The 20,086-nt window shown below is 53.5% G+C and carries 19 protein-coding genes and 2 rRNA genes (1 of these 21 cut by a window edge); 17 read left to right on the forward strand and 4 right to left on the reverse strand.

The annotated features are described in order from the left end of the window. The 13 genes from IPM50_14935 to IPM50_14995 all read left to right on the forward strand — a co-directional run. A 23S ribosomal RNA gene (locus IPM50_14935) occupies nt 1-1,050 on the forward strand; it begins 1,838 nt to the left of the window's first position. A 99-nt stretch (nt 1,051-1,149) separates the two neighbouring features. Beyond that, nucleotides 1,150-1,265: ribosomal RNA gene (rrf, locus tag IPM50_14940) — 5S ribosomal RNA — on the forward strand. 62 nt (nt 1,266-1,327) lie between these two features. After that, nucleotides 1,328-2,677 carry a 30S ribosomal protein S12 methylthiotransferase RimO gene (rimO, locus tag IPM50_14945; GenBank protein ID QQS32924.1) on the forward strand — a complete coding sequence of 450 codons (1,350 nt, stop codon included), beginning with the start codon at nt 1,328-1,330 and terminating at the stop codon, nt 2,675-2,677. A 226-nt stretch (nt 2,678-2,903) separates the two neighbouring features. Further along, nucleotides 2,904-4,325: a type I glutamate--ammonia ligase gene (glnA, locus tag IPM50_14950; protein ID QQS32925.1), complete on the forward strand. Its 1,422-nt coding sequence runs from the start codon at nt 2,904-2,906 to the stop codon at nt 4,323-4,325. A gap of 75 nt (nt 4,326-4,400) precedes the next feature. Then, nucleotides 4,401-4,982, forward strand: a complete 582-nt coding sequence (locus tag IPM50_14955; protein ID QQS32926.1) for a GNAT family N-acetyltransferase — start codon at nt 4,401-4,403, stop codon at nt 4,980-4,982. After that, nucleotides 4,940-5,518, forward strand: coding sequence for a hypothetical protein (locus IPM50_14960; GenBank protein QQS32927.1), 579 nt, complete (start codon nt 4,940-4,942; stop codon nt 5,516-5,518). The genes IPM50_14955 and IPM50_14960 overlap by 43 nt, the downstream gene beginning before the upstream one ends. A gap of 45 nt (nt 5,519-5,563) precedes the next feature. Continuing rightward, nucleotides 5,564-5,851 (forward strand): hypothetical protein, encoded by a 288-nt coding sequence (locus tag IPM50_14965; GenBank protein QQS32928.1) that lies wholly within the window; start codon nt 5,564-5,566, stop codon nt 5,849-5,851. Nucleotides 5,852-5,853: 2 nt separating this feature from the next. Then, nucleotides 5,854-6,603 (forward strand): orotidine-5'-phosphate decarboxylase, encoded by a 750-nt coding sequence (gene pyrF / locus IPM50_14970; GenBank protein QQS32929.1) that lies wholly within the window; start codon nt 5,854-5,856, stop codon nt 6,601-6,603. Nucleotide 6,604: 1 nt separating this feature from the next. Continuing rightward, the gene (locus IPM50_14975; protein QQS32930.1) at nt 6,605-8,326 is read left to right on the forward strand and encodes a DUF3108 domain-containing protein; all 1,722 of its coding nucleotides are present in this window, start codon (nt 6,605-6,607) and stop codon (nt 8,324-8,326) included. A gap of 59 nt (nt 8,327-8,385) precedes the next feature. Beyond that, entirely contained in the window at nt 8,386-8,640 is a 255-nt protein-coding gene (locus IPM50_14980; GenBank protein QQS32931.1) for a ferrous iron transport protein A, read from the forward strand. A gap of 14 nt (nt 8,641-8,654) precedes the next feature. Next, nucleotides 8,655-10,676, forward strand: a complete 2,022-nt coding sequence (gene feoB, locus IPM50_14985; GenBank protein QQS34543.1) for a ferrous iron transport protein B — start codon at nt 8,655-8,657, stop codon at nt 10,674-10,676. A 193-nt stretch (nt 10,677-10,869) separates the two neighbouring features. Then, on the forward strand, nt 10,870-11,715 hold the full coding sequence (locus IPM50_14990; GenBank protein ID QQS34544.1) for a DMT family transporter: 846 nt from the start codon (nt 10,870-10,872) through the stop codon (nt 11,713-11,715). A gap of 42 nt (nt 11,716-11,757) precedes the next feature. Beyond that, nucleotides 11,758-12,237, forward strand: coding sequence for a MogA/MoaB family molybdenum cofactor biosynthesis protein (locus IPM50_14995; GenBank protein QQS32932.1), 480 nt, complete (start codon nt 11,758-11,760; stop codon nt 12,235-12,237). Between the two features lies 1 nt (nt 12,238). Here the strand turns inward: IPM50_14995 and IPM50_15000 are convergent, their stop codons facing one another. The 3 genes from IPM50_15000 to IPM50_15010 all read right to left on the reverse strand — a co-directional run bounded on the left by IPM50_15000 (nt 12,239) and on the right by IPM50_15010 (nt 16,338). Then, the gene (locus tag IPM50_15000) at nt 12,239-13,747 is read right to left on the reverse strand and encodes a peptidase S10 (GenBank protein ID QQS32933.1); all 1,509 of its coding nucleotides are present in this window, start codon (nt 13,745-13,747) and stop codon (nt 12,239-12,241) included. Nucleotides 13,748-13,810: 63 nt separating this feature from the next. Beyond that, nucleotides 13,811-15,019 carry an amidohydrolase family protein gene (locus IPM50_15005; protein QQS32934.1) on the reverse strand — a complete coding sequence of 403 codons (1,209 nt, stop codon included), beginning with the start codon at nt 15,017-15,019 and terminating at the stop codon, nt 13,811-13,813. Beyond that, on the reverse strand, nt 15,019-16,338 hold the full coding sequence (locus IPM50_15010; protein ID QQS32935.1) for an amidohydrolase family protein: 1,320 nt from the start codon (nt 16,336-16,338) through the stop codon (nt 15,019-15,021). Before IPM50_15010 ends, IPM50_15005 begins: the two co-directional genes overlap by 1 nt. 235 nt (nt 16,339-16,573) lie before the next feature. Between IPM50_15010 and IPM50_15015 the strand changes: the two genes are divergently transcribed. The 3 genes from IPM50_15015 to IPM50_15025 all read left to right on the forward strand — a co-directional run bounded on the left by IPM50_15015 (nt 16,574) and on the right by IPM50_15025 (nt 18,468). After that, the gene (locus IPM50_15015; GenBank protein ID QQS32936.1) at nt 16,574-16,783 is read left to right on the forward strand and encodes a hypothetical protein; all 210 of its coding nucleotides are present in this window, start codon (nt 16,574-16,576) and stop codon (nt 16,781-16,783) included. Between the two features lie 143 nt (nt 16,784-16,926). Next, on the forward strand, nt 16,927-17,688 hold the full coding sequence (locus IPM50_15020) for an SDR family oxidoreductase (protein QQS32937.1): 762 nt from the start codon (nt 16,927-16,929) through the stop codon (nt 17,686-17,688). A gap of 3 nt (nt 17,689-17,691) precedes the next feature. Continuing rightward, nucleotides 17,692-18,468 carry a 3',5'-cyclic-nucleotide phosphodiesterase gene (locus tag IPM50_15025; protein ID QQS32938.1) on the forward strand — a complete coding sequence of 259 codons (777 nt, stop codon included), beginning with the start codon at nt 17,692-17,694 and terminating at the stop codon, nt 18,466-18,468. On the opposite strand, the gene IPM50_15030 is transcribed toward IPM50_15025, so the two are convergent. Then, a complete protein-coding gene (locus IPM50_15030; GenBank protein ID QQS32939.1) occupies nt 18,456-18,686 on the reverse strand; it encodes a hypothetical protein in 231 nt (76 codons plus the stop codon). The genes IPM50_15025 and IPM50_15030 overlap by 13 nt on opposite strands. A 284-nt stretch (nt 18,687-18,970) precedes the next feature. Here IPM50_15030 and IPM50_15035 point away from each other — a divergent pair, with 284 nt between their 5' ends. Next, entirely contained in the window at nt 18,971-19,876 is a 906-nt protein-coding gene (locus IPM50_15035; GenBank protein QQS32940.1) for a hypothetical protein, read from the forward strand. The last annotated feature ends 210 nt before the right edge of the window (nt 19,877-20,086 follow it).

Below are 20,086 nucleotides of genomic sequence, written 5' to 3' on the forward strand. Positions count from 1 at the left end.
ATGCTGGAAGGTTAAGAGGAGTGGTTAGTCGTAAGGCGAAGCTGCGAATCGAAGCCCCAGTGAATGGCGGCCGTAACTATAACGGTCCTAAGGTAGCGAAATTCCTTGTCGGGTAAGTTCCGACCTGCACGAATGGCGTAACGATCTGGAAGCTGTCTTAACGAGGGGCACAGCGAACTTGTAGTACCGGTGAAGATGCCGGTTTCCCGCATCTAGACGGAAAGACCCCGTGCACCTTGACTACAACTTGATAGTGATTTCGGGCATGCGATGCGCAGCATAGGTGGGAGGCTATGAGACGAGGCTTTTGGGCTTCGTGGAGCCACAGGTGAGATACCACCCTTCGTTTGTCTGGACTCTAACCTCGACCCGTAAGCCGGGTCAGGGACATTATCAGGCGGGTAGTTTGACTGGGGCGGTCGCCTCCTAAAGAGTAACGGAGGCGCTCGAAGGTTGGCTCAGGCTGTTTGGAAATCAGCCGCAGAGTGTAAACGCATAAGCCAGCTTGACTGCGAGACATACACGTCGAGCAGGTACGAAAGTAGGAGTTAGTGATCCGGCGGTCGCTTATGGAAGTGCCGTCGCTCAACGGATAAAAGGTACGCCGGGGATAACAGGCTGATCCTGCCCAAGAGTTCACATCGACGGCAGGGTTTGGCACCTCGATGTCGGCTCATCACATCCTGGGGCTGAAGAAGGTCCCAAGGGTTCGGCTGTTCGCCGATTAAAGTGGTACGTGAGCTGGGTTCAGAACGTCGCGAGACAGTTCGGTCCCTATCTGGTGTGGGCGTAGCAATATTGAAGGAATCTGTCCTTAGTACGAGAGGACCGGGATGGATCCACCTCTAGTGTACGAGTTATCGCGCCAGCGGTAGCGCTCGGTAGCTATGTGGAGCATGGATAAACGCTGAATGCATCTAAGCGTGAAGCCAGACCTAAGATAAGTATTGCCAGTGAGACTCGTGGAAGACCACCACGTTGATAGGCTGGAGATGTAAGTGCAGTAATGTACTTAGTTGACCAGTACTAATTGTCCCAAGGCTTGACCATAAATCTTGTTTACAAGCAAATTTATGTCAGCAACGCGTAGTGGACTCGTCGCAATGTATTCAGTTTTTAGATATCGAGCCGTTCGATATTTACCAGTTTTCCGGTGATTCTATCGGCAGGGTCACACCCGTTCCCATCCCGAACACGGTAGTTAAGCCTGCTTGAGCCGATGATACTGCACCTTTCAGGTGTGGGAAAGTAGGTAGTCGCCGGATTTATTTCGAAGAAGAGCCCGTTCGAGTTGAACGGGCTTTTTGTTTTGTGTTCAATGGTATTAATGAAAAAGGTCGGATTTGTCAGTCTCGGATGCCCCAAGAACCTCGTTGACAGCGAGGTGATGATGGGTACGCTTGCTGAGGCGGGCTATGAGATCACGAACAATGCGGACGAGGCCGATACCGTTGTGGTGAACACCTGCGGATTTATCGAATCTGCAAAGCAGGAATCCATCGACGCGATCCTTGAAGCTACCGCGCTCAAATCCGAGGGCAAGGCGAAACGCGTGATCGTAGCGGGCTGTCTGGTCGAACGCTATCGTGACGATCTGATGAAGGAGCTGCCTGAGGTCGATGCGTTCATCGGGACGTCGCAGGTCGGTGATATTTTGCAGGCCGCTGACGAAGCCTTTGACGCAAAGCAACTAACTATCACACCGGTCGGCAACAAGTCCTCGACATATCTCTACGACGAATACACGCCGCGAATGCGTGCGACGGAATCGCACACGGCGTTCATCAAGATCGCCGAGGGCTGCGACCGGCCGTGTGCTTTTTGCTCGATACCGTCCATGCGGGGAAGTTTTAGATCACGGCGATTCGGTTCGATCATTGAAGAAGCACGTACACTCGCCAAGCAGGGTGTAAAAGAGGTCGTCCTGATCGCACAGGACTCGTCGCGATACGGCGAGGACCTCGGCGAGGTCGATCTGCTGGCGCAGTTGATACGAGCTCTCGGTGAAATTGAAGAACTCGAATGGGTTCGTGTGATGTACGCGTATCCGACGCATATTTCTGATGCGTTCTTGGCTGCGATCGCGGAGACACCAAAGGCGGTCAAATACCTCGACATGCCGCTCCAGCACGCTTCGCGAAACGTGTTAAAGCTGATGAAACGCGGCGGAACGCGTGAAAGTTTGGAGCGTCTTATTGCGAGAGTTCGCGATGCAGTTCCCGGTATTGCGATACGGACGACGTTCATCACCGGCTTTCCGGGCGAGACCGATGAAGATTTCGAGGAGTTGATCAAATTTGTGCAGAACTGCCGCTTCGATAATGTCGGTGTGTTCACCTATTCCGACGAAGAAGGCACGTCTGCATTCGATCTGCCGAACAAAGTCGATCCAAAGGTCGCCAAAAGACGCCGCGACCGTCTGATGAAAGAACAGGCAAAGATCAGCCGCGAGCTGAACAAAGCGAAGGTCGGCAAGACGTTTCCCGTTATCTTTGAAGGCCTGTCACAGGAATCGGACCTGCTATTCCAGGGCCGGCTCGAAGGCCAAACCCAAGAGATAGACGGTTACATTCTGATCAACGACATGCCCGAAAATTTCGAGCCCCATATTGGCGAGATCTACAACGTCCACATCACCGAAGCCCACGATTACGACCTCGTCGGCGAGATCGTATAATTTCCATCATTAGTTAACCTATTGATAGCACATATGTTGTCCTAATCGTCTCGCAATAATCCTACAAAAATGTAGGGGATAGTTCGTATCGCGATCACTTGTTCCCCTCAGTTAGGAATTCAGAGGTGACGCTGTAGTATCTAGCCTTGGTGGCGGTGCGATCTTAATGTCGTTCAGTCATGTTTGAATTTTCAGGAACAATATTTAAAGAACTTGAGGAGCAATAATGAACGCAAAGAATGTATTGAATTATGCGGCTGATCAGGAGGCGAGGTTCGTTTCTGTCAGGTTTACGGATCTGGTCGGAGCATGGCATCATCTGACATTTCCCATCGAGCAGCTTACGGAAGACAGTTTTGAGGACGGGTTCGGATTTGACGCGTCGAGCCTGCGAGGCTGGGCGGCGATCCACGAATCTGACATGCTGCTTGTGCCGGATCCGACTCGATTTTGGATCGATCCCTTTACGGAGGACACAACGCTTTGTCTTATAGCAAATGCGGTCGATCCGATCACAAAAGAAGGTTATTGGCTGGATCCGCGTTCCGTTGCGACGCGTGCGGAAAGCTATCTGAAATTCACCGGCCTCGCGGACACTGTTTTAGTAGGTCCCGAAGCAGAATTTTTCATTTTCGACGAGGCCCGTTTTCACAATGAGCAGAATGCTGCCGGCTACTATGTGAATTCCGAGGAAGGCCATTGGAATTCGGGGCGTGTCGGCGGGGAATTCGACCCTAACAGCGGCTATCACATTCGTGCGAAGGAAGGCTATGTTCCGGTCGCACCGCTCGATACGCTGATCGATATTCGGAATACGATCTCATCGATCCTTGGCGAGGTCGGCATTATCGTCGAATGCCACCATCACGAGGTCGCGACAGCGGGGCAATGCGAGATCGATTTTCGCTTCTCTAACCTGCTGCACACTGCCGACAATCTGATGCTCTTCAAATATGTTGTGAAGAACGTCGCGGCGGCGTCCGGCAAGACAGCGACTTTCATGCCGAAACCGATCTATGGCGACAACGGCTCGGGAATGCACGTTCACCAGTCGCTGTGGAAGGACGGAAATCCGCTGTTCGCGGGCGATCAATATGCCGGTTTGTCGGAAATGGCAAAGTTTTACATCGGCGGCCTGCTCAAGCATGCGCCCGCTCTGGTAGGTTTCGCCGCTCCTACGACGAACAGTTACAAACGTCTCGTGCCGGGCTTTGAGGCTCCGGTAAATCTTGCGTATTCGGCACGAAACCGCTCAGCAGCAGTTCGAATTCCGATGTTCTCGTCATCTCCAAAGGCAAAGCGGCTTGAGTTCCGTCCGCCGGACCCGTCGTGTAATCCGTATCTGACGTTTGCTGCACTGCTTATGGCAGGGCTGGACGGTGTGCAGAACCGCATCGATCCGGGCGAGCCGCTCGATAAGGATATTTACGATCTGCCGCCGGAAGAGCTGAAGAACGTGCCCTCGCTGCCCGGCAGTCTCGAAGAATCGCTGAACGCTCTCGAGAACGATCACGATTTTCTACTGAAGGGCGATGTTTTCACTCCGCAGCTTATCGAACGCTGGATCCGTTACAAACGCGAGAATGAAGTGACGCCGCTGCGTCTGCGGCCGCATCCGCTCGAGTTTTCGATGTATTACGACGTTTGATCTACGTATCGAGACAGTTTGATCTAGGGCAGGCTTTGGTCTGCCCTATCTCATCTTTGAACACCAATATAGACCATGAATGTTGTGCCGTTAGTTTTGGAAGGGAAGCTTGTCCGCCTCGAGCCCATGAGCGTAGTGCGAGTTCCCGGGTTATGTGAGGCGGGGCTTTTTGACGAATTGTGGCAGTGGACGTCGCGTGCGATCCGCAACGATGCCGATATGGAGGAATACGTTCGAAATGCTATGAAAGAGCAGGCAGCCAGGACCGCTTTGCCGTTCGTGATCGTTGAAAAGGGAAGCGGTAAGGTCGTCGGTTCGACGCGGTTCGGTAGCATTGACGTCGAAAATCGGAAGACCGAGATCGGCTGGACGTGGATAACGCCTGCGTCGCAACGCACAGGGATCAACACGGAGACAAAGCTTCTTATGCTGACGCACGCGTTCGAGGTGTGGGGCTGTATACGGGTCGAATTCAAGACGGATGAGAACAACCAAAGGTCCCGAAAGGCCATCGCAAGGATAGGTGCTACAGAAGAAGGTACACTGCGGAATCACATGATCACGCAGGGCGGCCGTTTCCGTAACTCCGTTTATTTCAGTATCATAGAGTCAGAATGGCCTCGGGTGAAAAGCAGACTTTTGGAACTGGTTGGGTAGCGGCGGCTGTGATCCTTTCGATCTTTGCTGCCGTATCATGTTCGAAACCGGAACCAAAAAAGAAGCCTGAGAATACTAATACTGTTCGTCCGCAGAATGCCGCGGAGGCTCCGCCCCCTGTAAATTCAAATGTTTCTGTGCCGCCCGGGAACACATATGTGCCGGCAAACGTCGAATACTTTGAAAACGATGCGACGAACCGGATCGGAAAGGGAAGTACGCTCGATCGTGCTCGCCGCCGACAGCGTGTAGATGCAGATCCGAACGCCTCGCCCGTTCCGCCAACGCTGAGTCCTGCACCCGAAAATTCAGAAGGTGCTATTACAATGCTCCCTGACGGCACAGTTTCAGAGATCAGGATATTCAAAGCCCATCCGACGCTTTTGCGTGTAGATACCTATTTTCTTAAACCCGGAACGAAAAGAGTAAAGTTCACGTTCAAGGATGGAAATGTCATCGAGTTGGAATCCGACAAGATCGACAACTTACTTAATATGCCGGCGGCGAGGCTGCTGCAGATAGCGGGAGTGAAGTGATACACAACATACAATAAGAGATGTTGTATAATTTCGTCGGAGCGTATGGAAAGATTTACCCTTCAATGTCCATGCTGTGAGGCGACCCTTACGATCGACTCGTCAACGGGAGCACTGCTTTCGCATGAAGAAAAAAAGAAGCAGCTCGCCTCTTTCGATGATCTCAAGAGTGAATTAAGTAAACAAAAAGAGTTGCGGGACCAGATCTTTGCGCAGGAAATGTCCTCGCATAAAGACCGCGGACGGCTGCTTGAAGAGAAATTCAAAGAAGCTATGAAGCGGGCCGAATCAGACCCCGGAACTCCATTCAAGAACCCTCTCGACCTCGATTAGTCATGGCCTCTTCAACGTCCCATGCCGCTGTGGCGGACGAAACAGCGTCGCGAATAATGATCGCGCTCGATGTGAGCTCGGCGGACGAGGCCCGGCGTGTTGCAGAGGAATTGGCGGGCTATAACGTCATATACAAGATCGGGCTGCAGCTTTTTTCATCTGCCGGACGCGATATTGTTGAGGAGTTCGTGGGCAAAGGCCATCGTGTATTTCTTGACCTGAAATTTCATGACATTCCAAATACTGTTGCTCAGGCGTCAATTGCGGCATCAAGGCTTGGGGTGTGGATGTTCAATGTACATTCATTGGGCGGCGGTTCGATGCTGCGGGCTGCAAGATATGCTGTCGATAACGAACATGCGGTCAACGGTACAAAGCGGCCTCTCATAGTCGCCGTTACCGTTTTGACGAGTTCGGCGGAAGCGACCCTACATGAGGTCGGATTCAATTCTACGCCGAAAGAGCAGGTGCTCAGATTGGCGAGACTTGCAAAGTTGTCGGAAATGGACGGCGTGGTCGCTTCTGCACAGGAAGTGCCTATGATCAAGGCCGAGGCCGGAGGCGATTTTCTGACGGTAACGCCAGGAATACGGCCGAACTCCGCAACCAAAGACGACCAGGAACGTGTAATGACCGTACAGGGAGCTTTGTCCAACGGCTCCGATTTTTTGGTGATCGGCCGGCCCGTGCTTGAGGCCGAAGATCGCCGATCTGCATTTGAATCTATGCTAAATGCCGGAGATGCGGAGTAGTTTGAGTTTGATCATCAAAGACCCCCAAAAGTACTTGACCGCGATACTGTGGTTCGCGGCAGCCGCATTTATCTTTGCGGCTGGCCCGCAAGTCCATTTTGCCCAGACTGAAAGGGAAAAGACGGAAAAGGAAAAGGCGGAGGCACGGCAAAAGGAAGAGGCTCAGAAAAAGGGGAGTGCGGTCAGCGACACCACCATCATCAATGTCGATGACAAAGAGGCTGCGGCTAAAGAAGCAGCAGTGAAAGAGGCTGCTTCGAGAGACGCCGGTTCGCGTGGCCCCGTGAAGACCGGGGCGCCGCCGATTGAGACCGCGACACGCCCTGCGGACAAACTATCGAGGACGTCAAAGCTTCGCGTTGGCGAGAAGTTCTCATATACGCTGTCGTTCGGGCCATCCGAAAACGCAGGTGTCGCCGACATAGGCATAAGCTCCTCAGGCAAGGTCGAAGGGCGTGACGCACTTGAACTTAGAGCGAACATCAAAACGGTAGAGTTGGTTTCCGCGGCGTTCATAAAACTCGACGAGACAAGAACGACCTATATTGACGCATCTACCGGCTTGCCTTTGTTCTCAGGGCGGGTCGACAGGACCGGACCGCTTCCGGTCTCGACAAGTTCCAGTTTTTTCAAGGAAGCCCCGATCGATCATGACCTGCTTTCTCTGATATATGCGATACGAAATGCCGGCGGATCGGGGAGCTTTACAGTCAGGGAAGGCGGCGCCGTCCATTCCGTGATCGCGCAGAATGCAGGCACCATTCGGTCGTGGACGCCTCTTGGCGTTTACGAAACTATGATAGTGCGTATCGAGAGCGATCTTTTCGCGTCACGCGGCATTACGGACCTCGCCATTCATTTTTCAGCAGATGATCGAATGATCCCCGTCGTGATCAGGTGCAGAACCGATCGCGGTCAGTTTCGGGCGGTTCTGTCGACAGTCACTGAGCCTACAGTTGAACCTGCCGCGACACCTACTCCGGTTCCTACGCCGACGCCGATTCGCAGCCCGACGCCGGCACCTGTTACCTACATTCCAAATCAGCCGTTACTGACCGAACTGGGGTTCGAGCTTGGTGAGAATTTGGAGTTTCGTTTGTTTTACGGCGGCCGGCCGGCCGGCAGAATGAGCCTAAACGCAGAGCGTCGTGACTTGATAGACAAGGTCGACACGCTGGTTCTGCGTGCCTCGGTCACGGGCGTCGAGCCGGGCAATCCCGGATTGAGGATGGGCGATACGGCGGTCGCGTATGTCGATCCAGACACTCTCGCTACAAGAAAGTTCGAGGCAAAGTTCAATTCGCCATTCCCGGCTCTCAACCAATCGGTGCTTTTCGATATGTTAACAGGGAAAGCGACGTTCGGCGCGGAAACGGCAGACATCCCGTTGGGGACGCATTCAATGGTTTCGCTGTTGTATGCGATGCGGTCATTTAACCTCAAGCCGAGTAAAGACGCAGGCAATCCGGTCAACGACACACGTGTTGCCGTATTCTGGGAAAACAAGGCCTATGTGTTCACTTTGCGTCCGTCGGCCCCCGAGGTCATCACCATCAACGGCGAAAAGGTAGCTGCCCAGCTCATTTCTTTTCAGACCGGAGTTCCGGCTCTTGATACGCTGCCGATTAAGGTCTGGATCGCGGCCCAATCACGTGTGCCGCTGAGGGTACTGGCCGGTCAGTACCAGGCAGATATCACGGTGAATCCGAAGACCCTGGAATGATCTGAAAAGATCGCATTCAGAAATTGAAAATCATTTTCATTTAGGATATTCTTTAAGCGATGAAAGGAACGTCATCGCACAAGGCCGCAAACACATTGAGAGACCTTCCGGTCGGTTCTCACGCTAAGGTTACTTCCGTGAACGGGAACGGGCGCATTTCAAAACGCCTCATGGAAATGGGCGTAGTTCCGGGCGCCGATGTCCGCGTGGTCAAAGCGGCTCCTTTCGGCGATCCGATCGAGGTCGTTGTTCGCGGGTACAATCTCGCGATGCGCTGCACAGAAGCTGAATCAGTCGAGGTGGTTCCTGTCTGAGCAGTTCCTTTGAAATCTCCTCAAATCCTTCGCCAAACAATTTTGTGATTGCGTTGGCCGGTAATCCCAATGCCGGCAAAACGACGCTTTTCAATTCGCTCACCGGCCTTAGGCAAAAAGTAGCGAACTATCCGGGCGTCACGGTCGAACGCAAAGAGGGCAACTGGAAACTTCCGTTTGGTCACGCTCGGCTGATCGATCTGCCCGGTCTGTACAGCCTTGAAGCGACGTCGCTGGATGAGCAGATAGCACGTCAGGTTATCGCCGGCGAACAGGACGACATACCAAGACCCGCGGCCGTAATTGCGGTTGTGGATTCGACAAATCTCGAAAGAAATCTATACCTCGTAACTCAGATCATGGAATTCGGCATCCCCGTGGTCGTCGCTTTGACGATGATGGACGTGTTCGAAAGGCAAGGCCATGAGATAGACATCGCTCTTCTATCGAAGCGGCTCGGCGTCCCTGTTATCGCGATAAATGCAAAGGACGGCCGCGGGGTTGAAGATCTGGCAATTGCAGCGTCTGACGCGGTAGGTCATCAGGCTGCGGCTTTTAGCCTTCAGACCGCGGAGAACGGCGATTCGCAGAATGCGCGCATTTTTGCCCGTTACAATTTTGTTTCCGATATCGTTCAGGCATCTGTCCGTCACAACGATCTGGATAAGCACAGGCGCTCTGAAAAGATCGATTCGATGTTGACGCACCGGTTCTTTGGCCTGGCAATTTTGGCAGGACTCATGCTGCTCGTGTTTCAGGCGATCTTTTCGTGGGCGAGCCTGCCGATGGATCTGCTCGAGCAAGGGTTCGGCTGGCTGGCCGATGAATCGCGGGCAGTGATCCCTGCAGGCATCTTGAATGACCTAGTTTCAGACGGGATCATCGCGGGCGTCGGCGGTGTGGTGGTATTCCTGCCGCAGATCTTACTGCTTTTCTTTTTCATATCTTTGCTCGAAGATTCCGGCTATATGGCCCGTGCGGCATTCCTGCTGGACAAACTAATGAGCCGCGTCGGGCTTCACGGAAAGGCGTTCCTGCCGCTGATCAGCAGCTTTGCGTGTGCGATCCCCGGCATCATGGCAACTCGGACCATCGAAAGCCGCCGCGATAGATTTGCGACGATAATGATCGCACCGCTGATGAGCTGTTCGGCCCGTTTGCCGGTCTATACGCTTATGATCGGTGCGTTCTTTTCGGGGCAATATCTGTTTGGATTCTTGTCGCTCGGCGCGGTGTTGATGCTGCTGATGTATCTGCTGGGTATCGTCACGGCGATAATCGTTGCGTTCATACTAAAACGCACGATCCTCAACGCACCGCCGCCGCCGTTCCTCATGGAACTGCCACCGTACCGTATGCCGAACATTCGAACCGTGGTGCAAAACATGCTTACAAGGGCGTGGCTATTCCTAAAACGCGCCGGAACAGTCATTTTGGCGATCTCGATCGTGCTATGGGCGCTAATGTATTTTCCGCGGCATGAGCAGCCCGCGATCAGCGATCAGCAGGGGACAGATGCAGCAGCAGTGGCAGCCGCAGAGCCGCGGGGTGAGGCTTCATCTGACGCTCCTACAAGGTCAACCGAAACGGAGGCTACAGCAGAATCGGAACAGGTAAAGAACAGCTATGCCGGACGTCTCGGGCATCTGATCGAGCCCGCTATTGAGCCGCTGGGCTTCGATTGGAAGATCGGCGTCGCGTTGATCGCGAGCTTCGCCGCACGCGAGGTGTTAGTTTCGACGCTGAGTATCATTTACAACGTCGGAAAAGACGAAAATGAAGAATCGCAGACGCTGATCGCCGCGATCCGAAGTGCGAAACGTGACGACGGCCGGCCCGTCTGGACGCCACTGACCGCGTTGACGCTGATGGTTTTCTTCGTGCTCGCGATGCAGTGTATGTCAACGGTCGCGGTGGTCCGGCGCGAAACGAACTCTTGGTCATGGCCCCTTTTCATGATCGCGTATATGACGGGATTGGCGTATCTGGTGTCGTTTGCGACCTATCAGATCGGAAGAGCAATGGGGTTCGAATGATGATGCAGGAAGCTCTGGTTTTTTTGGCGATCCTTCTGGCGGCGTCATTTGGAGCATCGAAGGCATATTCGACCTTCCGTCGTAAACCTGCTGGCAAATGCGGCCGCGATTGCGGTTGCGGTTAGATTCTAAAACAGGCTAATCTCGTAGCTTGTCCACTGATGCCACATTCCTGACGCCGGGCGTGAGAGCGATGTTCCTATCAACGCTCGCGTTTTTTTGCGCCAACATTTTCGTCAAGCAGGTCTCGCACATTCCGGCGATGGAGATCGTCTTTTTTCGTTGTTTGGTAGCCGCGTCGTTTTGCGTTTACGGTCTACAGAAGGACGGCGGAAGCCTGATCGGCGAGAATCATCTGCTGCTGTTTTTGCGCGGAGCATTTGGGACAACGGCACTTTATTTCTTTTTCGTCACACTTCAGCAGATGCCGCTCGCCACGGCTCAGACCATTCAATATCTATCGCCTATCTTTACTGCTACGATCGCTATCTTTCTATTGAAAGAGAGCGTGCGTGCGATGCAGTGGCTTTTCTATGCGTTGGCATTCGGCGGTGTGCTTCTGATACAGCAGGTCGACACCCGAGTATCGCCTTTCTACGTTGCACTCGGCATTTTGTCTGCGCTCGGTTCGGGCGTCGCGTATAATCTGGTCCGGACGATGCGCGGGCGAGAACATCCGCTCACAGTGGTACTGCATTTTCAGCTTGTTGGGCTCATCGCCGGCGGGATTAGCCTTTTCTTTTATTGGGTAACGCCGGTCGGCATTGAGTGGCTGTTTCTTTTGTTCATCGGAATATTTTCGCAAGCGGGACAAGTTTTTCTGACAAAAGCCTTACAGGCGGAAAAAGCCGCCGGCGTTGCTATCATCAACTATACGGGCTTGGTTTACGCGATCACTGCTGGCTGGCTGATATTCGGTGAGGAGCAGAGCCTGCTCACGCTTGCCGGAATGTCGTTGGTGGTTTTTGGTGTATTCTTAAGCGTGATGTACGGCAGGCGTAGAAATCGGATAGAGGCGATCGAATCGACTGCAGGATAGCCGAAACTGCCACCGAGAGCACCAAGTGCGCGGAGTATTGGAATGGGCGAAAGAATATCAGCGGCGGCGGTTACGGTGAGCGATACGCGAAAGGCGGCGGACGATCTGTCAGGCGATAGGCTGTGCGAGTTGATGGTCGCGGACGGCATTGAGGTCGCGGATCGCCGCATTATTTCCGACGAGCCGGATGCGATAAGTGCGATCTTAGTAGAACTTGCGGAGTCGGGCGTTGACCTTATTATAACGACCGGCGGGACGGGATCTGCGCCGCGGGACAACACGCCGGAGGCTACTCTTCGTGTCATTGAAAAGGAAACTCCGGGAATCTCGGAAGCACTGCGCCGCGAGACGGCCGCAAGACACCCGATGGCGATGCTCTCACGCGGCGTCAGCGGCATCCGCGGAAATACTCTTATCATAAATTTCCCGGGCTCGCCCCGCGGCGTCGAGGAATATTATGACGTGCTTCGGCCGGTATTGCGGCACGCAATAGAGCTAATTCGCGGCAATACCGGGCACTGATCTACTTCTTCAACGAATCGGCGATGAACTTTGCGGCGTCATTTTTGATCTGACGCAGCGAGTTTTTCTCGATATACATCATATGTCCGGATTCGTAGTACGAGAAGCTGACGTTTCTCCGAAGTTGCGGGTCGAGCTGCATTGCCGAAACCGTGTATTCCGCCGCATAGAACGGCGTCGCCATGTCGTAATAGCCCTGAGCGAACCAGACCTTCATATACGGATTTTTCGCCATTGCGTTCTTTAGCGGAATGCTGGTGTCGGCGTATGCGTTGTTGGTATTCCAATTCCAAGGGCTTGTGATGCCGCCGCCGAGAATGAAGTAGTCCAGGTCCGTCTTAAAACCGAGTTCGCGTCTGACATAGTCATTGAAAACGGCGGTGTATGGCGGACGAATTGCGTTCATTGACGGGTCTGTGTCAGGTGAATTGCCGCCCGCATCGCGATCAATACCTTTGAAACGGCTGTCGAGCCGGCCTGTCGTGCGGCGTTCGCTGCGCAGAAGTTCTTTATTGAATTCGCCAAGTTCGATCCGGAAATTCTGCTGTTCTATGAACTGCTTGCCTAGCCCCGTCAATGCGCTGAATTTATCCAATAGGGAATTCTTCTCTGCCGGCGTCAGGCTGTCGATGCGGAGCAGTGCCGGGCCGTATTCGTTAGCGGCGAAGCGGCGGGCTTCGGCGGTTATGTCCTCGATCGACCTTGCCTGCATCTGAGGCGAAAGCCGTTTGTGATACCACGCCGTCGCGGTGTAGCTGGGGAGGATCAGCACCAACGGCAGATCGTTGTTGTCGGCAAATCGTATTGATTGGAAATTAAGAACAGCCGAGACAAGAAGTATTCCGTTCAGTCCGATGCCGCGCTCGAAAAGGTGATTCGAAAGACCGGCGGCACGAGTGGTGCCGTAGCTTTCACCGACGAGGAAAAGCGGCGACGCCCAGCGTTCGTAGCGGCCGAGATACATTCGGATAAACTCGCTGACCGATTCGATATCGCCGTTCACGCTGAAGAACTTGCTTGCAAGTTCAGGTTTTGCCGCACGCGAATAACCGGTTCCGACGGGGTCGATAAAGACCATGTCGGTCTCGGTCAGCCATGTGTATTCGTTGTCTGCGATCTCATAGGGCGGCGGCGGCATCATTCCATCGTCAAGCATCTTTACGCGACGCGGGCCTAATGTGCCCAGATGGAGCCAGACGGAGGCCGAGCCCGGGCCGCCGTTAAAGGAGAACATTAGCGGACGGCGTGCGGGCGGATCGTCCAGCGTATATGCCATGAAGAATATGCGGGCTTCCGTTTCGCCGGCCGCGTTACGTATCGGCATAAAACCGGTCGTTACGGTGTAGTTCAATTGGCGTCCGGCAACTCTTATCGAACGTTTGACCGCGACGGGCGGATCATCGTTCGGCATATGTTTTATCGCCTCAGGTTTCGGCGTGTCAGCGGGCTTAGGAGCAATGGCGGGAGCTTGAAACAGCAGTATCAACGGAAGAAATAGTGCAGCGAACATAATCTTATTTGAAAATGCGGTGACGAAAAAAACATCCGCCACCGCGTGAGTTACCAAGGGAACTTATCGAACGATATCGCTCGCGACCTTTCCGTTAATGATGGTTCCGGTGCAGCGTGTGATCCATTCGAAAGGGTCGCCGTCGTACATTGCGATGTCGGCGTCTTTGCCGACCTTCAACGAACCGATACGCGAATCCAGGCCGAGCAGCTTGGCCGCGTCGATCGTCAGCATTGCCATCGCGTCTTCGCGAGAAAGCCCTGCACCGGCTGCCATCGCAGCTTCAAAAAGCACGACACGCGTTTTCGGGACATAGCCTTCATACCCGCTTTGGAATACGACCGGAACACCCGCCGCCCGCAGCAATTTAGCTGTTTCCATTGAGAGCGACTCGGCGTCGCCGCCCGGTCGCGCCATTGTCGGATGAATTATCACGGGTACGCCCGCCTTTTTGATCTCATCAAGCACGACCATTGATTCGGCGGCACCGTCGAGTACGATGCGTACATTGAATTCCTTCGCGATGCGAAGAGCGGACATGATGTCCTGAGCGCGATGGGCGTTGACGAGCAGCGGGATCTCGCGTTTGATGACGGATACCATTACTGCTGCACGAAGGTCCCGCGGAGCCTCAGCCTTTTTCGCGTTGTCCTGTGCCTTTATGAGTTCGGCACGCAGCATAGCGACCTGTTTGGCACGGGTGCCCGGCGAACGGCCTTGCCCGGCGTTCGCGGCATTGCCCAGCGTCACGGCGACCATCGCTGTCGAAACGAGCGTGGCATCCTCGACGTTCTTGCCCCATGTTTTGGCGATCATGGTTTGACCGGGCGAAAGGGCTGAAGGCTGGTGGCCCGTGTGGATCGTAGTTACACCGAACTGTCGAACCCATTCGACGAGCTTTTCTTCGGCGTTGTAGGCGTCGATAGCACGGAGTTCCGGCTGGAACGAGCCGCCGCCGTCCAGTGCCATTTGGTCATGGGGTTGGTTGAGATAGCCGTTCAGGCCGATGACCGTACGCGAATCGATCAGGCCCGGCGTGACAACCTTTGCATTGATCACGGTATAGCCCGCAGGAATGCTGACCTGTGCGGCGGTTCCGACGGCCTCGATCTTGCCGTTCTTGATAAGGATGACGCCGTTCGTTATCGGCGATCCCTCCATTGTCCAGATGGTCTCGCCTTTGACAGCGATCTGAGCGGAGGCATTGAAACCCGCGAGCAGGGCGAAAACAAATGCGGTAAAAATCAGCGTCGTAAATCTCTTGTTTCTCATTAGTTCAACCCTCCGTCATCGTGGAAGCAATCCATGTGCATTTCAGGGCCTGACATGGCACCGATACCGCCTAGCGCCCGCAGGCGGTCTTTCGGGTCGCTGCGGTCGAAGACCTTTTTGCCCTCGACCCATGTTTCAAGAACTCGCGTGTAAACGCTGAGCGGATCACCCGAAAGCAGGATGAGGTCGGCATCTTTTCCGACCTCGAGCGAGCCCACGCGATTCTGCAGGTCCATCATGATCGCGTTCGCCATCGTCATGCCGTACAATGCCTTTTCACGCGACATGCCGGCACGGATAGCTAGTCCGGCCGAACGCAAAAACCACCGTGAATCAGTAATGCCGTCGTCGGTATGAAAGCCGACCAGGCCGCCTGCTTTTTCGAGTGCGGCACCGTTTCGGAAATCGATATCCATCGTCTCGAGCTTGCCGCCCGGCGAATCGATGAGAATGATCGATGACGGGACCTTTGCTTTCGCGATCTCGTCGGCTACTTTCCATGCTTCGCTGACGTGCTGAAGTACGACCCGGAAGCCGAATTCTTTCTGAAGACGCAAAACGGTCAAAATGTCGTCATGGCGGTGCGTGTGGAAATGGATGATGCGTTTTCCGTCTAGCAACTCAACCAATGCTTCCATCGCAAGGTCACGCGTTGGCATTTTCGAAGCGTCGCCGCCTGCCTTTCGGATCTTGTCGCGATATTCCTGAGCTTTGACGAACTGCTCACGCACGAGCGATGCGGATTTTGCGCGAGTTCCAGGGAAATTGCCGCCTCCGGCTCGGATCGAATTCGTGCCGTTCGCGAACTTCATCCCGCCGGCATATACGCCGTCCTTATCAAAAATGAGCAGATCGTCGATCTTGTTCGCACCGTCGCGAAGTTTGATGTAGAGCGTCTGACCGCTGTTCAGGTGGCCGGAGCCGGGCATGACGTTGACAGTTGTCAGCCCGCCGGCCTGTGCACGCTGAATTCCTGCTGAGCGTGCATTGAGGCTATCCAGCAGCCTCACCTCAGGCTGGATAGGCGACGATGCGTCTGCTCCGGCTGTTTCGCCGATGTGGCTGTGTGAATCGACGAGTCCGGGCATTATGACCTTGCCTTTTGCGTCAATGATGGTCGCACCGGCGGGCGGGCGGACGGTTCGCGAATCACCGATCGCAACGATCTTGCCGTTTTGAACGACGACCGTTCCGGATTCAAGTTCCGCACCGACGATCGGAATGACCCTCGCGTTAACAAATGCGACCGGCCTTTCCTGAGCCCGTACGGCGGCGGCCGCAAGAATGGCTATGCCAAGAAGGACAAATATTTTCTTCATTTAGGGATCCTCTAGTTTTGGGGGTTAGCAAAGCTATAGCTGTTAAATTGCTATGAATCGAATAATAAGTCAATCAGGACAAATGTTTTCGATACATACAAGTAATACGGCAAACAGTGAAAAATGTTTTTCGAACAACTCTGAATCGATTTTCGTAATCTTAGCGAAGAGCAAGATAGTCAACATTTTGTATTCCCAACAAGGCATATTGTCCGCTGATAAGGAGGTAGCTCAAATGGCAAAAGTAAGGAAGATCAAGGTAATCAAGCGTTCAAGTGAAACGAGCGGAGCTCCGCGGACAAAGTTGGAGGACGCGCGAAAAGCTACACGTCAAATTGTTGAAACCGTGGGCGACTGGGTCGCTGAAATGCACGAGAGGAAGTCTAATGAAACGAGAGCGGCGGTGAAACTCCTATTCGGTCCTGCTGAAATGAGCGAATCTTAACATCTTAAGTTTTTTGGGCGCCGAATGGTGCTCTAGGGAACGCGGCGTCCAATAAGGATGCCGCGTTTTTCTTTTTGCTCAGCGATTTGAACTGCAAAGGCGTCGATTGATATTCTTAACCCGACTAAGGCAGTTTCAAATTTATGAAAGACAAAGTTGTCGTCGTTACTGGGGCCAGCAGCGGCATCGGCCGAGCAGCAGCACTGGCATTCGCCAATGAGGGAGCATCAGTGGTGGGCATCGGGCGTAACGAAAAGGCTCTGATCGACGAATTGAAGATCAGCAAGGAATCAGACGGCAGCATCAAGCCCCTGCTCGCTGATCTCGCGGAACCGACTCAGTTGGAGCGGGCCGTTAATGAAGTGATCGACAGTTTTGGAAAGGTCGACGTTTTAGTGAACTGTGCAGGCATTTTACGAGGCGGCAATATTGAAACGACTACAATTGACGAGTGGGATAAGACGATGAACATCAATCTGCGGTCTGTCTTTATGCTCTCGCAGCGGTTCGTCCCGCATCTGATCGAGTCCAAGGGCAGTATCGTAAACGTTTCAAGTGTCGCAGGTACGCGTGCATTTCCGAATGTACTCGCTTATTGCGTTTCAAAGGCCGCCCTAGATCAGTTCACGAGGTGTCTTGCCCTTGAGCTTGCTCCCCGCGGCGTCAGAGTGAACGCAGTAAACCCGGGAGTTGTCGTTACCAAATTGCACAAACGCGGCGGTATGTCGGACGAAGACTACGAAGCTTTTCTGGAGAATTCGAAGAACACGCATCCGATCGGCCGGCCCGGTGAGCCCGAAGAGGTCGCGAATCTGATTTTTTATCTCGCCTCTGACAAAGCCGGATGGATCACCGGTGCGACCTATGCTATTGATGGCGGAAGAGCGGAGACCTGTGCACGATAGAATATGAGATTCCAAGTGCTGCCAAGCTCCATCGATGAGGACGGACGGGCATCCGCTCGTCAGCACCTGCTGACCGCAATGATCGACGACCGGGTCGCTATCGACGCCGGCTGTCTCGCAATGTCCTGTTCAGAGTTTCAAAGGGATAATGTCCGGGATATCCTGTTGACACACACGCACCTCGACCACATTGCGGGACTTCCGATCTTTCTCGATGATATGTTTGCTCGGTTGGACGGCCCGATCCGGGTACATGCGACGCGGGAAATGGTCGAGATACTTGAAAGGGACATCTTTAATTGGTCGGTGTACCCGAGATTCTCTGAACTAAGAAACGAGCGGGGACCTGTCATCGAATATGTCGAGTTCGCTCACGGCGATACATTCCAAGTTGCTCATCTTACCGTAAAGAGCATTCCTGTGAACCACAAGGTCCTTGCCACCGGATTTATGATCTCCGACGGGATCACTTCGGTTGCAATAACCGGCGATACCGCAGAAACAGACGAATTTTGGCAGGTGTGCAGACATGCGGACAATTTGAAAGCTGTCGTAGTGGAGGCTGCTTTTCCGAATGAATTTGACGAGCTCTCTGCCGTTTCAAATCATCTCACGCCAATAAAACTTAAAGCGGAGTTGGAAAAATATCCGGAACGTCAATGTCCGGTTTACGTGATAAACATAAAGCCAATGTATCGCGAGACTGTCGTTTCGCAGCTTGAAGAGCTTTCTATCGCCGGCCTTGAGATAGTAGAACTCGGCAGGGTTTATGAGGTCTGATCTCGCGCGGCCTTCTCCCTTAGAAAATTAATTGCCTCAAATGCGGCCTCGCGATACTCGCCGGGGAAATCGTCGAGACGTACACGGCCGTTCGGCATCACCTCGATAATGCGGAACGTGCGGGCATCTCGCAATTTGCCGGGCATTATTTCTGCACGAAATGTGACCATCATATTCGGCCTCGCCCACATTCGATTCTCGGTGTCATCATTGATCATTGGTCTTTCACTGCTTCCTCGGATATCTTGCCTTTATGTTTTGCTTTACGTCCTGACGGCAGACGGGACTCGTCGGGCGTTCGTTCGCCCATCCGCCGGGTCGGCGGTGCCGTCGGTTTCCTTATAGATCCAAAAATTGGAAGGTCCGGCATTTTTTTCTTCTTTTTCTTCACGATCGCTGCTCGATCTGCCAAAAAACGATTTGAATTGCGGCAGTTATTGACAAATCTACCATGAAAACCTAATTTCTTGTTTAAGGTTTTTCCTGACTTCCTCTTATTTTTGTGATGAAAGACAGGCGTCCATATCTGGTCCCGGCGTCAAATTATTATGTACTCGCGTTCGCAGTTTCGGGCGCGGTCTTCTTTGTCGTTTGGGGCATAATGCACGATCTTGGATCGGATATGCCGTGGATCATCGCAGGAGTAGCCGGAAGCGGGCTATTGTTCGGGTCGGTGATCGTTCGAGAGATCTTTATGCGGCGGGCTGCACGCCGACGATTTGAGGCACAGGCCCAGTCACGTGCCGGCCGTCCAATCTACGGTGCCGCAGGAACCAAAAAGTTAACGATCGAGCAAAATGAGGAGATACTCGACCAGATCCGCAGAAAGTCGAACGCTGCGAACGTGTTGGGTACAATAGCGTCCGGGCATCGTGAGGTATTCGAACTCTGCGGCGCCTATCTTTCTGCAAACGAGGCAGAATTGAGAACTATAAGTGCCTCTTCCCCACGGCTGGCTCCCTTATTGAGGAGCCGAAGCAAGGTTATGGACGCTCACCGGTTCCATATGCTCAAGTGGGCCGAGATCGAATCCAGGTCATTGACTGCCGAGATCCGAAAACGGCGGACGCCGTCAGAGCGGTCTGAGATCGCCCGCGATGCAATGGAGGTGATCGACACGGCATTGGCATCATATCCCACCGAGCAGGCACTGATACAGTCAAAGGCCGCACTGCATGAGATCTCGATACAGATCAAGGTCTCTGAATTCATCGATGTGGCCAACACTGCAGCCGACGCCGGCGATCTGGTTAAAGCTCAGGACATTATGAGGGATGCACTATATTTTCTCGGCCGCCAGCAGGCCGGCCCGTCGACCGACCTCATGGCCGAGCAGATCCGAGCAGAGATCGACCTCTTGGAAGGAGAGATCGTGTCCTTGTCCGGTCGCGGAAAGCGGTCAGAATGATATACTTGCAAGCTAATGATCTCTCAACGATGTCCAAAATGCAGAAGCAGCCGGATCCGGCGCGGATACCGTCCAACGCCGTTTTTCATGAAGTTGCTGTTCAGATACCGCTTGCTGTGTGATTCCTGCAATTGGGAGTTCATGGGATTTGCAGTTCCTGGGACAGTAGAAAACTCATCGCGGGGAAAGAGGAATAAGGGCAAAACAAAG

Source organism: Acidobacteriota bacterium, from assembly GCA_016700075.1.
Taxonomy (GTDB): Bacteria; Acidobacteriota; Blastocatellia; order Pyrinomonadales; family Pyrinomonadaceae; genus OLB17.

Excerpts from the sequence above, each read along its gene's own strand:
- rimO (QQS32924.1), top strand. The coding sequence starts at position 1,328 with ATGAAAAAGGTCGGATTTGTCAGTCTCGGATGCCCCAAGAACCTCGTT.
- glnA (QQS32925.1), top strand. The coding sequence starts at position 2,904 with ATGAACGCAAAGAATGTATTGAATTATGCGGCTGATCAGGAGGCGAGG.
- IPM50_14955 (QQS32926.1), top strand. The coding sequence starts at position 4,401 with ATGAATGTTGTGCCGTTAGTTTTGGAAGGGAAGCTTGTCCGCCTCGAG.
- IPM50_14960 (QQS32927.1), top strand. The coding sequence starts at position 4,940 with ATGGCCTCGGGTGAAAAGCAGACTTTTGGAACTGGTTGGGTAGCGGCG.
- IPM50_14965 (QQS32928.1), top strand. The coding sequence starts at position 5,564 with ATGGAAAGATTTACCCTTCAATGTCCATGCTGTGAGGCGACCCTTACG.
- pyrF (QQS32929.1), top strand. The coding sequence starts at position 5,854 with ATGGCCTCTTCAACGTCCCATGCCGCTGTGGCGGACGAAACAGCGTCG.
- IPM50_14980 (QQS32931.1), top strand. The coding sequence starts at position 8,386 with ATGAAAGGAACGTCATCGCACAAGGCCGCAAACACATTGAGAGACCTT.
- IPM50_14990 (QQS34544.1), top strand. The coding sequence starts at position 10,870 with ATGTTCCTATCAACGCTCGCGTTTTTTTGCGCCAACATTTTCGTCAAG.
- IPM50_14995 (QQS32932.1), top strand. The coding sequence starts at position 11,758 with ATGGGCGAAAGAATATCAGCGGCGGCGGTTACGGTGAGCGATACGCGA.
- IPM50_15000 (QQS32933.1), bottom strand. The coding sequence starts at position 13,747 with ATGTTCGCTGCACTATTTCTTCCGTTGATACTGCTGTTTCAAGCTCCC.
- IPM50_15005 (QQS32934.1), bottom strand. The coding sequence starts at position 15,019 with ATGAGAAACAAGAGATTTACGACGCTGATTTTTACCGCATTTGTTTTC.
- IPM50_15010 (QQS32935.1), bottom strand. The coding sequence starts at position 16,338 with ATGAAGAAAATATTTGTCCTTCTTGGCATAGCCATTCTTGCGGCCGCC.
- IPM50_15015 (QQS32936.1), top strand. The coding sequence starts at position 16,574 with ATGGCAAAAGTAAGGAAGATCAAGGTAATCAAGCGTTCAAGTGAAACG.
- IPM50_15020 (QQS32937.1), top strand. The coding sequence starts at position 16,927 with ATGAAAGACAAAGTTGTCGTCGTTACTGGGGCCAGCAGCGGCATCGGC.
- IPM50_15025 (QQS32938.1), top strand. The coding sequence starts at position 17,692 with ATGAGATTCCAAGTGCTGCCAAGCTCCATCGATGAGGACGGACGGGCA.
- IPM50_15030 (QQS32939.1), bottom strand. The coding sequence starts at position 18,686 with ATGATCAATGATGACACCGAGAATCGAATGTGGGCGAGGCCGAATATG.